The organism is Caulobacter sp. GW821-FHT10C03 (genome assembly GCF_059415485.1).
In genome coordinates this window covers 1-13,071 of record NZ_JBWKNI010000024.1, presented here as the reverse complement: position 1 = coordinate 13,071, position 13,071 = coordinate 1, and the positions used below count along the sequence as shown (strand labels likewise).

The following is a 13,071-nucleotide window of genomic DNA, read 5'->3' as shown; positions in this document are numbered from 1 at the left end:
GCTACAGCGTCACGTCCTGGGCGAACCATTTCCGCGAGATGGCGACCAGGCGGCCGTCGGCGCGCAGGGCGTCGATGGCCTGGTCGATCAGAACCTTCAGGGCGGGATCGCGCTTCATGACCACGCCCTGGCTCTGCGGGGCGAAGGGCGGGCCGGCGGCCACGAGGTCGGGCGCGGTCTTCAGGAAGTCGGCGGCGACCAGGCGGTCGTTGAGCACCGCGTCGATGCGGCCGGCCCGCAGATCCTGGTATTTGGTCGGATCATCGTCATAGGTGCGGATCTGCGCTTTCGGCTGGTTGTCGCGCAGCCACTGCTCGTAGTGGGTGCCCAGGCCCACGCCGACCTTCTTGCCGGCCAGATCGGCGGGGCCGACGACGCCGCTCTTGCCCTTGGGAACGATGATCAGGATGCCCGAGACCGTGTAGGGCTTGGAGAAGTCGTACTTGGCCTCGCGCTCGGGCGTGATGGTGATCTGGTTGATGACGACGTCGGTGCGGCCCGACTCGAGCGCGCCCAGCAGGCCGGCGAACGGCGCGGGGAAGAACTCGGGTTTCACCTTCATCTGCTCGGCCAGGGCCCTGGCGAAGTCGACGTCGAAGCCGGTCAGTTGGCCGTTGGCGCCCTGGAAGTTGAACGGCGGATAGGTGCCTTCGAGGCCGATACGGAGGGTCTTGGTCGCCTCGACCCGCGCCGCGCCGCTCTGGCCCGCGCCGGCGTCCTTGCCGCCGCAGCCGGCCAAGGTGAGGGCGCTTCCGGCGCCCAGGCCCAGCAGGACGTCACGACGGGCAAGGAATCGCATGGCGGGCCTCGAAGCAAAGGTCATCCGCGCAGTTCTATACCGAGGCTTGGCCGCCGCCAGGGGGAAGACGCTTGTATGACCGTCGATGCGCGACCTGACGGCGATTTAACCTGACGCGGAGCATCGGCTCTGGCTTGCTGCCGCCAGTTTCAGTTGGGGGACTTGAAAGATGGCCCACACCTTCGATCCGGCCGCGGCCACCGCCGCCTATCTGGCGCAGCTGCCGCCGGAGGCGCACGCCAAGGCGACGGCCTACACCCAGGGCGGCCACTGGCTGCTGCTGTGGGGCGCGCTGGTCGCCGTGCTCGTCTCGTTCCTGATCGTGCGCAGCGGCCTGCTGACCGGGCTGCGGCGCAGGGTCGAGGGGCGGCGCACGCGGCCCGTGCTGGCCAGTTTCGTGGTCGGGGTCGTCTATCTGGTCGTCGACAGCGTGCTGTCGCTGCCGTGGGCGGTCTACAGCCAGTGGTGGCGGCAGACGCAGTACGGCCTGACCAGCCAGGCCTTCAGCGGCTGGCTGATCGAGGGGGCGATCTCGCTGGCGATCACCGCCGTGATCGGCGGCCTGTTCTTCACGCTGCTCTACGCCCTGATCCGCAAGGCGCCGCGCACCTGGTGGGTGTGGAGCGGCGGCCTGACGGCGGTGTTCATCGCCGCCAGCCTGCTGCTGGCGCCGCTCTACATCGAGCCGATCTTCAACCACTACACGCCCGCGCCCGCCGGTCCGGTGCGCGACGAGGTCGTGGCCATGGCCAAGACCGTCGGCGTGCCGTCCGACAAGATTTTCGTCTATGACGGCTCCAAGCAGTCCAACGCCTACACCGCCAACGTCTCGGGCCTGTTCGGCTCGGCCCGCGTCGCCATGAGCGACACCATGTTCAAGAAGGGCGCGGACATCGCCGAGGTGCGCGGCGTGGTCGGCCATGAGATGGGCCACTACGCCCACCAGCACGCGATCTGGATCGCCGGGGTGATGAGCCTGCTGGCGATCGCCGCCTTCTTCCTGGTCGACCGCCTGTTCGCGCCGGTCGCGCGCCTGCTGGGCGCCGACCAGGTCAGGGGCGTGGCCGATCCGGCCGGCCTGCCGGTGCTGAGCGCCGTGCTGACCGTGCTGTTCCTGCTGGCGACGCCGGTGACCAGCAGCCTGATCCGCGTCGCCGAAAGCGACGCCGACCGCTTCAGCCTGGAGCACTTCAACGAGCCGGACGGCCTGTCCAAGGCCCTGGTCAAGACCATCGAATACCGCGCCGCCACCCCGGGCCGGCTGGAGGAGATCATCTTCTACGACCATCCCGCCGTCGGCCGCCGGATCCAGCGGGCGATGGAGTGGAAGGCGGCGCATCCGAAGGCTTCGCCGACCGCGGCGCTGGACGCGGCGGCCGGGGCGGCCTTTGTCGGCCGTACGGTGATGTTCCCGCCGCCCATGCCCGTGGGGACGGGCGGCGTCGTTCTAAACGCCGACGGTTCGTGGTTTCAGCGGCACGACTTCGGTGTGGAGCAGGGGCGCTATGCGATCGACGGCGGCAGGCTGTGCCTGAGTTCCGAGAAGGGCGCGCGCACCTGCTACGCGATCGGCCGTAGCGGCCAGGGCTGGACCCTGGCCGCCGAGGGCGGAGCGCCGGTCTCGGTGACGCTGCAGCCGATCGCCTGACGGCGCTCCGGCCGAGGCGTCAGCGCTTCCTGACGAACACCGTGCCCGCCGAATAGCCGGCGCCGAAGCTGCAGATCAGGCCCGTGTCGCCGGCGACGAAATCGTCGTTGGCGGTGTGGAAGGCGATGATCGAGCCGGCCGAGGAGGTGTTGGCGTATTCGTCGAGGATGATGACGTTCTCGCCGGCCTCGGGATCGCGGCCCAGCACCTTGCGGGCGATCAGGTCGTTCATGTTGATGTTGGCCTGGTGCAGCCACAGGCGCTTCAGGGCCGTGGCGTCCAGGCCGATGTCGCCGGCGTGCTCGACGATCATCTCGCTGACCATCGGCACCACCTCGCGGAACACCTTGCGGCCTTCCTGCACGAACAGCTTGTCCTTGGCGCCGATCCCTTCCGGGGCGGCGTTGTTGAGGAAGCCGAAGTTGTTGCGGATGTTGTTGGAGAACTGGGTCTTCAGGCGCGTGCCCAGGATCTCCCAGCCGCCCGTCGCCTGCGAGGCCTCTTCGATGATCACGGCCGTGGCCACGTCGCCGAAGATGAAGTGGCTGTCGCGGTCCTTGAAGTTCAGGTGGCCCGAGCAGATCTCCGGATTGACCATCAGCACGGCCTTGGCGCTGCCGGTGGCGATGAAGTCGGCGGCGGTCTTGATGCCGAAGGTGGCCGACGAGCAGGCGACGTTCATGTCGAAGGCGAAGCCTTCGATGCCCAGGGCCTGTTGCACCTCGATGGCCATGGCCGGATAGGAGCGCTGCATGTTCGAGGCCGCGCAGATCACCGCGCCGATTTCCGAAACCGGCTTGCCCCAGGCGGCGATCGCCTGCTGCGCGGCCTTGACCGCCATCTCGGCCAGGATCGAGATCTGGTCGTTGGGACGCTCGGGCAGGACCGGGCGCATGACCTCGGGGTCGATGATGCCGTCCTTGTTCATCACGAAGCGCGACTTGATGCCCGAGGCCTTCTCGATGAATTCGGGCGAGGAGGGGGCCAGGGCGACCACTTCGCCGGCTTCGATCGCCTCGGCGTTGGCGGCGTTGAAGCGCTCGACATAGGCGTTGAAGGCGTCGACCAGTTCGGTGTTCGAGATGCTGAACGGCGGGGTGAAGAGTCCCGTGGCGGCGATGACGGCTTGATGCAAGGCGACTGTCCCGATGGCCGGCGCGCGACATGGGCGCGCCGATCTGATCACTGTTTGGTCGGGATCAATAGCACGCCCCGCGCCCGCGTCACCTGCTGGCGACCGTGTCCCTGGCGCATCGGCCGCGGCTATTCGCCCTGCCGTCGGGGAACCTTCCGGGGCTGGCCACAATCCCTGGTGCAAATGTCGGAAACGACACGCAATGGCCCCAAACAAGTCCGCGGACGGTCAAATACGGGCCGCGTTGGCCCCATACCCAGAGGAGGCTGAGGGAGCACAAGAAATCCCAGTACCATGGAGTAAAAAAATGAAGGTTCTCATGTCTGCGGCCCTGGCCGCCGCGTCGGTCGCTGCTGTTCCGGTTCTGGCCCATGCTCAATCGACGTCGCCGGAGATCTACGGCAACCTCGGTTACAACAGCTCGCGCGCGGAAGGCGCCGACACCGGCGCGATCCAAGGTCGCCTGGGTGCGAAGCTGACCCCGCACTTCGGCGTCGAGGGCGAACTGTCCGGCGGCGTGAAGGACGACAATATCGACCGCGCCGGCGTCCGCTCCAACCTCGAGCAGACCCACTCGGCCGCCGTCTATGGCGTCGGCTTCCTGCCGGTGACCCCGAACATCGATCTGATCGGCCGCATCGGCTACGGCAACACCCAGTTCAAGCAGACCACGGCCGGCGTGCAGAGCAAGTACGACGCCGACAGCGTCAACTACGGCGTCGGCGCCCAGTACAAGTTCGACGACAAGAACGGCGTGCGCGTCGACTACACGCGCCAGCAGTTCCGCGACAACGACGCCGACGACGCCAACGTCGTCTCGGTCGGCTACGCCCGGAAGTTCTAAGCCTCAGGCCTGAAACGAAGAAAGGCGCGTCGTCCTCGCGGACGGCGCGCCTTTTCGTGTCCGGCTTCCGAGCGCGCGGTCAGACCACGGGCGGAGCCTGTTCTGCCGTCGGGTAGTGATAGTGGTGGTGAACGGTCCCGGGACCGCCGAAGCCGTCGCGCCCCTTCGGGTCCGGCCAGTAGCGGTTCGGACCGGGCGTGCCGTCGACCAGGTCGAAGATGAAGATCACGAAGCCGCCGAACGGGATGAAGCAGAGCAGCAGCCAGAAGCCGGACTTGTCGCTGTCGTGCAGGCGGCGCACGCTGACGGCCAGGTTCGGAATGAACAGGGCGAGAGTGACGAGGCCGAAGAGGCTGATCAGCAGCACGGCGACGATGCCCGCGGCGGCGTCCGGCTGCGTCGACCCGGTGGTGGTCAGGCCGGTGAACGAGATGGCGACGACGCCCACCACCGTCAGGGCCATGTACACCAGGACGCGGAACAGGAAGAACAGCCAGTATTCCGAGCGCGTGGCCCGAACCCTCGAACTCGGCGTACTTGCGCAACGGCTCCAGCATCAGCATCGAAAAGGTCCAGAATTTCGCGCGGAACGCGCATGGGTCGGTTTCGTCAAGTCTAGGGGGTTGCAAGCCTCGCCGTAAAGCGGCCTTCGCCGCCGAGGCTTGACCCGGCGGTCCCCGCGTCCGAACGTTCTTGGAAAACAAGAGCATCGGGGGAAACGTTGAGTTTGATCATGGTCATTCAGCTGGTCGGCTCGGCCTTGGCCGTAGCCGCCTTGGTGGCTCTGGCCGCCTGGGCGCGACTCGCCCGGCCGACGCCGCCGCTCGATGTCGACGCGGCCATGCGTCTGCTGGCCGAGGAGTTTCCGGATCACCGCATCGACAGCGTCTGGCTGGCCGGCGACGGCGCCGGTCTGGTCGCCCGCTCGGGCGCCGAGGCGCTGGTGCTGTGGCGACGCGGCGACGGCTATGTCGCCCGCAGCGCGCCCTGGGCTGGCGTGGTCGCCAACGGGGCCAAGGACGGCCGGATCAGGCTGCCCGGCGTCGACGGCGCGCCGCGTCTGGTCCTGGGCGACCGGCCCTGGCCGCCGGTGGAGACGGCCGCGTGAAGCCGGCCTTCGATCCCGTCCAACTGGCCATCCCGTTCTTCGTGGTCGCCATCGTGCTGGAGGTGCTGCTGGCCCGCTTCGGCAAGGCCAAGGCCAATTACGAGCCGCGCGATGCGGCCACCTCGCTGATGATGGGCCTGGGCAACAGCATCGTCGGCCTAGTGACCGGCGGCGCGGTCTTCGCCGCCAGCCTGTGGGTCTACGAGCATCGGATATTCACGATCCCGATGAACGCCGTCTGGGCCTGGGTCGTGCTCTTCTTCGCCGAAGACCTGACCTACTACTGGTTCCATCGCCTGAGCCACGAGCGGCGGTTCTGGTGGGCCAGCCACGTCAACCACCACAGCTCGACGCACTACAATCTGACCACGGCCCTTCGCCAGACCTGGACCGGCGGGGTGGCCGGGACATGGCTGCTGTGGCTGCCGCTGTCGTTCCTGGGCTTTCCGCCGGCCATGGTGGCGATCCAGAAGGGGATCAGCCTCGTCTACCAGTTCTGGATCCATACCGAGGCCGTGCGCCGCATGCCGGCCTGGTTCGAGGCGGTGTTCAACACGCCCTCGCACCATCGGGTGCACCACGCCCGCAACGCCCGCTATCTCGACGCCAACTACGCCGGGATCCTGATCATCTGGGACCGGATGTTCGGCACCTTCATCCCCGAGGACGACGCCGAGCCATGCCGGTACGGGATCGTGCGGAACCTGGCGAACTTCAACCTCTTCACCAACGTGTTCCACGAGTGGATCGGCATCGGCAAGGATCTGGCGGGCGCGCGTTCACCGCGCGAGGTGGCGGGCTATCTGTTCGGACCGCCGGGCTGGAGCCCGGACGGTTCGAGGGAGACCTCGCATACGCTTAAGGCCCGGTGGCGGGCGCGGGAGGCTCTTAAACCCCCTCTCCCGGAGGGGAAGGTCGACGGCTGAACCCATCCGTAAAATCCCCGCGAAAGCGGGGACCCAGGCTTTTTCTGCAACCCGCCGTGCTCGACGATAAAACACCTGGGTCCCCGCTTTCGCGGGGATTTTACGGGTATCTGATCCGTCCGGGTGCGGAGAAGGACGTTACTTCGCCTTCGCCAGCTCCACCGCATAGACCTGCTGGCCGCCGTGCATGTTGGAGCGGAACACCAGCCACTTGCCGTCGGGCGTGAAGTTGACGTTGGGCTCCAGGCGGTAGTCGTGGCCGCTCATGTTCACCAGGCGCTCGGCGTCGATGACGCCCGGGCGGATCAGGTGCTCGGAGTCCGGGGCGTGGATGCCGGCGACGTCCGGGATGCCGCGCGGATGCATCAGGTACAGCCACTTTCCGTCCGGCGCGTGGGCGACCATCTCGGCGTCGCCGCCGTCGCCGGCGAACAGCTTGCCGTCCGGGCTGGAGTTGAAGTGCACCGACCAGGCGTTGCGCTCGACGTGGTACCAGGTGCGCTTGCCGGTGGCGATCTCATAGCCGGCCACCCAGAAGTCCTCGCCGCGCGGGGTCTGCAGGTCGTACCAGACGGTCTTGCCGTCGGCGCTGAACCATTCGTGCCCGGCGATCTCCATGTTCATGGTGCGGGTGTGGATCTTCACCGGCTTGGCGTCGGCTTGATCCGTGCGCAGCAGCCACAGGCGGTCGACCTTGTGCCAGGGACCCTCGTGGCAGAACATCAGCAGGTTCGGGTCGGTCGGCGAGAACTGCAGGTGGTTCAGCCAGTCGGTCGCCGCGTGCACCACGCGCTTTTGGCCGGTGCGCAGGTCGATGACGAACATCTCCATCGGGATCTTCGAGTCGAGCCGCTCGTTCAGCCGCACCTCCTTGGCCTCGGCGAAGGGCAGGGGCTTGCCGTCCGGGCCGTTGGCGGCGTAGGCGGCCTGATCATAGCGGTTGTCGCGCTTGAGCACGCCGTCGGGGCGGGTCTCGATCTTTGGATCGCTCACCACCACCCCGCCTAGCAGGGTCTCGTCGGCGTTGATCGTCTGGATGTCGCCGCGGTCGAACGTGGCGACGATCCGGACCTTCTTGCTGTCGATATCGACGGCCTTGACCACGCGGGTCTCGCCCTCGGTGACGATGAAATAGGCCGAGCGCGTCTTGCGGCCGACGAACAGGAACTTGCCGTTCTCCTCGACCAGCGGCGCCAGCTTGCGGGTGGCCAGATCGACCGTGCTCAGGCCCTTGGGCGTGGAGATCACCAGCTTGTCGCCCTGGGGCGTATAGCCGTTGAAATTGAAATAGAGACTGCTCGAGCCCGGCTCGTCCGACAGGCGCACGACGCGGTGGCCGGTGTCCTTGTCGATCCACTCGCGCGGCGGCTCGGCGGCCGGCGTTTGGGCCAGCGCGGAGGGCGCAAAGGCGGGCAGGGCGATGGCGAAGGCGGTCGCCAGGCCGATCAGGGCGTTCTTCACGGCTTCACCTTCACGATGGCGATGTCCGGACGTTCCGGGTTCTTCATGCCGTTACCCAGGAAGAAGCTGGTGTGCGGCGGCTGATTGTAGGCGGTGTTCTGCCAGGCGATCCCGGCGCGATAGACCGGATCGTGCATCAGGGTCACCAGACGGCGGTCGGTCGGATAGGGCGTGACGTAGATCCGCAGGAAGGTGTTGTCCTCCGAGCGCAGGATCAGCTCCTCGCGCCAGTCGCCCAGGATGTCGGCCGACAGGGCGGGGGTGGCCTTGGTGCCGTTGTTCGACAGCATGCCCTCGGCGGTGAACAGCACCTTGGTCTGGCCCGTGGTCCAGTCCCACTTGCTGATCTGGTTGCGGTCGAGCAGTTCGCGCAGCTCGTCGCCGTCCCACCAGATGCCGAAATTGGTCTGGCGCGGGTGCTTCACGCCTTCGATAGGCTTGCCCTTCACGGTGTAGAGCACGTCGGAATTGCTGGCCCAGACCTCGGCGCCGGGGAAGCGCGGGTCGATGTCGAAGGCCACGCCCCGGCCGGTGTCGCTTTGCGTCGGCGTGGTCCACAGCACTTCGCCGGTCCTGGCGTCGACCATGGCCGAGCCGATGCCGCCGTTCATCTTCGGGCTCTCGTTGACGCCGAAGCGCTCCAGGCCCGGACGGGTCGGGTCCAGGTCGCCCAGGTGCAGGGTGTCGCCGTGATAGAGCTTGGCGGTCCACAGCGGCTTGCCGTCGTCGTCGATCGCCATCGAGCCGTAGACGACCTCGTCGCGGCCGTCGCCGTCGACATCGGCCACCGCCAGCTGGTGGTTGCCCTGGCCGCCGAAGCCTTCCGGCACGCCGGGCGCGGCGCTGTCGAACACCCAGCGCTGGACGATCTTGCCATCGCGGAAGTCCCAGGCGCTGACCGTGGTGCGGGCGTAGTAGCCGCGGCCCATGACGATGCTGGGCCGCTGGCCGTCGAGATAGGCGGTGCCGGCCAGGAAGCGGTCGGAGCGGTTGGCGTAGCCGTCGCCCCACAGCTTAGTCATCTGCTCGGCGGTCGGCTGGTCGGTGGTCGGGTCGCGCGGAGCGGCGAACCGGACCGAATCGAGCGCGGCGCCCGTGCGGCCGTCGAACACGGTCAGGAACTCGGGACCCTTGAGGATGCGCCCGGTGAGCTTGGCCACCTTCGTGCCGTCCGGCTTGATCTCGGCGCCGGTCTTGTCGTTGGTCGGCCGCTCCTCGGGGCCTTCGCGCCAGTCGGCGTTCGGGTCGCCCAGCACCTTGCCGGTCCCGTCCACCGTGCCGTCGGAGGTGCGCACGGCGATCTCGGCCCGGCCGTCGCCGTCATAGTCGAAGACCTGGAACTGGGTGTAGTGCGCGCCGGCGCGGATGTTGCGGCCCAGGTCGATGCGCCACAGGCGCTTGCCGTCCAGGGTGTAGGCGTCCAGCAGCACCGGGCCGGTGTAGCCGGCGAAGGCGTTGTCCTTGGAGTTGGTCGGGTCCCACTTGAGGACGATCTCGTAGCGGCCGTCGCCGTCCAGGTCGCCGACGCTGGCGTCGTTGGCGGTGTACTCGTAGGCCTGCCCGTCCGGGGTGACGCCGCCGGGCGGCTTCTGCAGCGGGATGGTCAGGAAGCCGTCCTTCAGGGCGGCGGTCTCGCCGGCCAGGGCGACTTCCTTGCCCTTGATCACGGTCTTGAGGCTATAGCGCGCCCCGGCGACGCCGGTCTTGTCGACGAAGTTGGTGGCGAAGGCGAGCGGCTTGGCGTTCAGCTTCTTGCCGTCGCGATAGAGATTGAAGGCCAGGCCCAGGGCGTCGTCGCCGCTGAGGCGCCAGGAGACCAGCACGCCGCCGTCGATGGCGGGGGCGGCGACCAGGCCGCGGTCGAGGCGTTCGGCCTGGCGGGGCGCGGCGAGGACGGGAAGCGCCAGCAGCGAGGCGGCGGCGGACGCCAGCATGGCGGCCTTGCGGAAGCGACGAGGCATGATTTCCCCCCAAAGGGATCTTGAACTTTGTTGCCGCGATCTTCGCACGACGGCCAGAACGCGCAACACATTTCCCATAAATTGCGTTGTGACTTCACATTGTGAAACTCGCTTGGCGCCGGTTGAGCGAGCCGCCGATTTCGCTTCTCGGTTTCGAGGCGCGGGGGCAGGGTGACGGCGAGACAGATTTTCTGCGGGGTTCGCCCGCTAAATCTCAATTGACCCCACAGAGGTGGTGGGGATTTAAGCGGTCCAGCTTGACGCCGCGCCGGCGCCGGGAGGATGGCTGGCGCATTCTTATCTTCCAAGGCCTTCGGCCGCAGACGGATCCAGGACGACGATCAGACGATGACCGCCGATTCCCCCGCCGCGCAACGCCCCGTCGCGGCGCGCCGTCCCTTGTTTCGCCGTCGTTCGGCCATTCCCGGTTTCGGCCTGACCCTGGGCGTGACCCTGTCGGTCCTGTCGCTGATCGTGCTGATTCCGCTGTCGGCCGTGGCCCTGAAGGCCGCGCAGCTGTCGCCGAGCGAGTTCCTGGCCGCCGCCTTCTCGCAGCGGGCGCTCGCCGCTTATCGCCTGACCTTCGGCGCGGCCCTGGTCGCGGCCGTCGTCAACGGCGTGTTCGGCGTGCTGACCGCCTGGGCGATGGTCCGCTACGAGTTTCCCGGCAAGACCATCCTCAACGCCCTGGTCGACCTGCCGTTCGCCCTGCCGACCGCCGTGGCCGGCATCGCCCTGGCCACCCTCTACGCCCCCAACGGCTGGGTGGGTCAGTTCCTGACCCCGCTGGGCATCAAGGCCGCCTACAACCCGATCGGCGTGACCATCGCCCTGGTGTTCATCGGCCTGCCGTTCGTGGTGCGCACCATCGAGCCGGTGATGCGCGACCTGTCGGCCGACGTCGAGGAAGCCGCCGCCAGCCTCGGCGCCGGGCGCCTGGCCACCATCTGGCGGGTGATCCTGCCGGCTCTTGGTCCCGCCTGGCTGACCGGCTTCGCCATGGCCTTTGCACGGGGCGTGGGCGAGTACGGCTCGGTGATCTTCATCGCCGGCAACATGCCCTACAAGTCCGAGATCGCGCCGCTGCTGATCATCATCCAGCTGGAGCAGTTCCAGTACGCCCAGGCCGCCACCATCGCCGTGGTCATGCTGGTGGTCTCGTTCCTGATGCTGCTGGTGATCAACGCCATCCAGGCCTACTCGCGGAGGTTCGTCTGATGGCCCGCGCCCGTCACCCCACCGAGGATCCGACCTGGGTCAAGGCGCTGGTCCTGGCTGTTGTCGCGGCTTTCCTGGCGCTCGTCCTGATCCTGCCGCTGGCCGCGGTGTTCGCCGAGGCCCTGCGCAAGGGCCTGGCCGTGGCCATCGAGGCCATCGCCCACGCGGACGCCCTGGCGGCGGTCAAGCTGACCCTGATCACGGCGGCGATCACCGTGCCGTTCAACGTCGTCTTCGGCCTCTGCGCCGCCTGGGCCGTGGCCAAGCACGACTTTCCGGGCAAGGCGTTCCTGATCACCCTGATCGACCTGCCGTTCTCGGTGTCGCCCGTCGTGGCCGGCCTGATCTACGTGCTGGTGTTCGGCCTGCAGGGGTGGTTTGGCGAATGGCTGCTGGACCACGACATGAAAGTCATATTCGCCGTGCCCGGCATCGTGCTGGCCACGATCTTCGTGACCTTCCCGTTCGTCGCCCGCGAGCTGATCCCGCTGATGCAGGAGCAGGGCGTCAGCGAGGAGGAGGCCGCCATCTCGATGGGCGCCTCGGGCCTCTACACCTTCTGGCGGATCACCACGCCCAACGTGCGCTGGGGCCTGCTCTACGGCGTGCTGCTGTGCAACGCCCGCGCCATGGGCGAGTTCGGCGCCGTGTCGGTGGTCAGCGGCCACATCCGCGGCCTGACCAACACCATGCCGCTGCACGTCGAGATCCTCTACAACGAGTACGACTTCGTCGGGGCCTTCGCGGTCGCCGCGCTGCTCTGCCTGCTGGCCATCGTCACCCTCGTGCTCAAGACCGCCCTCGAAGTCGCCCAACCGGCCGTGCGCCGGGGCGGCCACTAACGGAACGCCGCCATGACCATCTCCATCCGTTCCGTCCAGAAGCAGTTCGGCCGCTACCCGGCGCTGAACAATGTCGACCTGGAGATCGCCGACGGCGAACTGCTGGCGCTGCTGGGTCCGTCGGGCTCGGGCAAGACCACGCTGCTGCGCGCCATCGCCGGTCTGGAATTCCCCGATAGCGGCCAGGTGCTGTTCCACGACAACGACGTGACCTACGCCTCGGCCGCGGCGCGCCGGGTGGGCTTCGTCTTCCAGCAGTACGCGCTGTTCAAGCACATGACCGTGGCCAAGAACATCGCGTTCGGCCTCGATGTGCGCAAGGGCAAGGACAAGCCGCCGAAGGCCGAGATCGCCCGACGCGTCGATGAGCTGCTGAAACTGGTCGAACTGGACGGCCTGGGCGGTCGCTATCCGTCGCAACTGTCTGGCGGTCAGCGCCAGCGCGTGGCCCTGTCGCGGGCGCTCGCCGTGCAGCCCAGCGTGCTGCTGCTCGACGAGCCGTTCGGGGCGCTCGATGCGACGGTCCGCAAGTCGCTGCGCAAGGAGCTGCGTCGCGTGCACGACGCCACCGGCGTCACCACCATCTTCGTCACCCACGACCAGGAAGAAGCCCTGGAGCTGGCCGACCGCGTCGCCATCCTCAACAAGGGCAAGATCGAGCAGATCGGCACCCCGCGCGAAGTGCACGACAATCCGGTCTCGGCCTTCGTCTGCGGCTTCGTCGGCGAGGCCAGCCGCTTCGAGGGCCGGGTCTCGGGCGATCGCTTCACGGCCGGCCCGCTGGTCCTGCCGGCTCCCGGCGTCGCCGATGGCGCGGCCGTGGGCTTCGTGCGTCCGCATGATTTCGTGCTGGCCGACGACGGCGTCGAGGCCAAGGTCGAGCGCGTCAACGTCCAGGGCGCCCTGGTGCGCGTCGACGCCGTCCTGGCCGGCGGCGGGCGGATCGAGATCGCCGCCTCGCGCGCCGACGCTGACCGCTTCGTCGGCTCGGTGAAGGTCGCGGCGGCCAAGAGCCACGTCTACGCGGCTTAAGTCACCATATGCTCCCCCGCTGGGGGAGCTGTCGCGAAGCGACTGAGGGGGTCTGGCGCTGGCGCCGGGGGGGGGGGGGGGGGGGGGGGGGGGGGGG

Annotated in this window: 12 protein-coding genes; 7 read left to right on the top strand and 5 right to left on the bottom strand. The window is 68.0% G+C overall.

What is annotated here, in order from left to right; translation table 11 throughout:
• Nucleotide 1: 1 nt before the first annotated feature.
• Nucleotides 2-799 carry a cystine ABC transporter substrate-binding protein gene (tcyJ, locus tag AC07NG_RS22455; RefSeq protein WP_494596439.1) on the bottom strand — a complete coding sequence of 266 codons (798 nt, stop codon included), beginning with the start codon at nucleotides 797-799 and terminating at the stop codon, nucleotides 2-4.
• Between the two features lie 169 nt (nucleotides 800-968).
• Between tcyJ and AC07NG_RS22450 the strand changes: the two genes are divergently transcribed.
• The gene (locus AC07NG_RS22450; protein ID WP_494596437.1) at nucleotides 969-2,447 is read left to right on the top strand and encodes a M48 family metalloprotease; all 1,479 of its coding nucleotides are present in this window, start codon (nucleotides 969-971) and stop codon (nucleotides 2,445-2,447) included.
• Between the two features lie 19 nt (nucleotides 2,448-2,466).
• On the opposite strand, the gene AC07NG_RS22445 is transcribed toward AC07NG_RS22450, so the two are convergent.
• Nucleotides 2,467-3,582: a beta-ketoacyl-ACP synthase III gene (locus tag AC07NG_RS22445; RefSeq protein WP_494596436.1), complete on the bottom strand. Its 1,116-nt coding sequence runs from the start codon at nucleotides 3,580-3,582 to the stop codon at nucleotides 2,467-2,469.
• Nucleotides 3,583-3,889: 307 nt separating this feature from the next.
• Between AC07NG_RS22445 and AC07NG_RS22440 the strand changes: the two genes are divergently transcribed.
• Complete coding sequence (locus AC07NG_RS22440; RefSeq protein ID WP_487289568.1) at nucleotides 3,890-4,426, top strand: porin family protein; 537 nt, start codon at nucleotides 3,890-3,892, stop codon at nucleotides 4,424-4,426.
• 79 nt (nucleotides 4,427-4,505) lie between these two features.
• Here AC07NG_RS22440 and AC07NG_RS22435 read toward each other — a convergent pair whose 3' ends face one another.
• Nucleotides 4,506-4,889, bottom strand: coding sequence for a DUF805 domain-containing protein (locus AC07NG_RS22435; protein ID WP_494596434.1), 384 nt, complete (start codon nucleotides 4,887-4,889; stop codon nucleotides 4,506-4,508).
• A gap of 270 nt (nucleotides 4,890-5,159) precedes the next feature.
• Between AC07NG_RS22435 and AC07NG_RS22430 the strand changes: the two genes are divergently transcribed.
• A complete protein-coding gene (locus AC07NG_RS22430; protein ID WP_494596433.1) occupies nucleotides 5,160-5,534 on the top strand; it encodes a hypothetical protein in 375 nt (124 codons plus the stop codon).
• Nucleotides 5,531-6,460: a sterol desaturase family protein gene (locus tag AC07NG_RS22425; RefSeq protein ID WP_494596432.1), complete on the top strand. Its 930-nt coding sequence runs from the start codon at nucleotides 5,531-5,533 to the stop codon at nucleotides 6,458-6,460. The genes AC07NG_RS22430 and AC07NG_RS22425 overlap by 4 nt, the downstream gene beginning before the upstream one ends.
• A 138-nt stretch (nucleotides 6,461-6,598) precedes the next feature.
• On the opposite strand, the gene AC07NG_RS22420 is transcribed toward AC07NG_RS22425, so the two are convergent.
• Nucleotides 6,599-7,921, bottom strand: coding sequence for an oligogalacturonate lyase family protein (locus AC07NG_RS22420; protein ID WP_494596431.1), 1,323 nt, complete (start codon nucleotides 7,919-7,921; stop codon nucleotides 6,599-6,601).
• On the bottom strand, nucleotides 7,918-9,882 hold the full coding sequence (locus AC07NG_RS22415; RefSeq protein WP_494596430.1) for a rhamnogalacturonan lyase: 1,965 nt from the start codon (nucleotides 9,880-9,882) through the stop codon (nucleotides 7,918-7,920). The genes AC07NG_RS22420 and AC07NG_RS22415 overlap by 4 nt, the downstream gene beginning before the upstream one ends.
• Nucleotides 9,883-10,230: 348 nt before the next feature.
• On the opposite strand from AC07NG_RS22415, the gene cysT reads away from it, so the two are divergent.
• From cysT to AC07NG_RS22400, 3 genes are read left to right on the top strand one after another with little or no spacing between them, the layout of a single operon-like run.
• The gene (cysT, locus tag AC07NG_RS22410; protein WP_492856193.1) at nucleotides 10,231-11,100 is read left to right on the top strand and encodes a sulfate ABC transporter permease subunit CysT; all 870 of its coding nucleotides are present in this window, start codon (nucleotides 10,231-10,233) and stop codon (nucleotides 11,098-11,100) included.
• Nucleotides 11,100-11,942 (top strand): sulfate ABC transporter permease subunit CysW, encoded by an 843-nt coding sequence (cysW, locus tag AC07NG_RS22405; RefSeq protein ID WP_487289560.1) that lies wholly within the window; start codon nucleotides 11,100-11,102, stop codon nucleotides 11,940-11,942. The genes cysT and cysW overlap by 1 nt, the downstream gene beginning before the upstream one ends.
• A 12-nt stretch (nucleotides 11,943-11,954) precedes the next feature.
• On the top strand, nucleotides 11,955-12,974 hold the full coding sequence (locus AC07NG_RS22400; RefSeq protein WP_494596429.1) for a sulfate/molybdate ABC transporter ATP-binding protein: 1,020 nt from the start codon (nucleotides 11,955-11,957) through the stop codon (nucleotides 12,972-12,974).
• The last annotated feature ends 97 nt before the right edge of the window (nucleotides 12,975-13,071 follow it).

Excerpts from the sequence above, each read along its gene's own strand:
- AC07NG_RS22450 (WP_494596437.1), top strand. The coding sequence starts at position 969 with ATGGCCCACACCTTCGATCCGGCCGCGGCCACCGCCGCCTATCTGGCG.
- AC07NG_RS22430 (WP_494596433.1), top strand. The coding sequence starts at position 5,160 with ATGGTCATTCAGCTGGTCGGCTCGGCCTTGGCCGTAGCCGCCTTGGTG.
- AC07NG_RS22440 (WP_487289568.1), top strand. The coding sequence starts at position 3,890 with ATGAAGGTTCTCATGTCTGCGGCCCTGGCCGCCGCGTCGGTCGCTGCT.
- AC07NG_RS22400 (WP_494596429.1), top strand. The coding sequence starts at position 11,955 with ATGACCATCTCCATCCGTTCCGTCCAGAAGCAGTTCGGCCGCTACCCG.
- tcyJ (WP_494596439.1), bottom strand. The coding sequence starts at position 799 with ATGCGATTCCTTGCCCGTCGTGACGTCCTGCTGGGCCTGGGCGCCGGA.
- AC07NG_RS22415 (WP_494596430.1), bottom strand. The coding sequence starts at position 9,882 with ATGCCTCGTCGCTTCCGCAAGGCCGCCATGCTGGCGTCCGCCGCCGCC.
- cysW (WP_487289560.1), top strand. The coding sequence starts at position 11,100 with ATGGCCCGCGCCCGTCACCCCACCGAGGATCCGACCTGGGTCAAGGCG.
- cysT (WP_492856193.1), top strand. The coding sequence starts at position 10,231 with ATGACCGCCGATTCCCCCGCCGCGCAACGCCCCGTCGCGGCGCGCCGT.
- AC07NG_RS22435 (WP_494596434.1), bottom strand. The coding sequence starts at position 4,889 with ATGGCCCTGACGGTGGTGGGCGTCGTCGCCATCTCGTTCACCGGCCTG.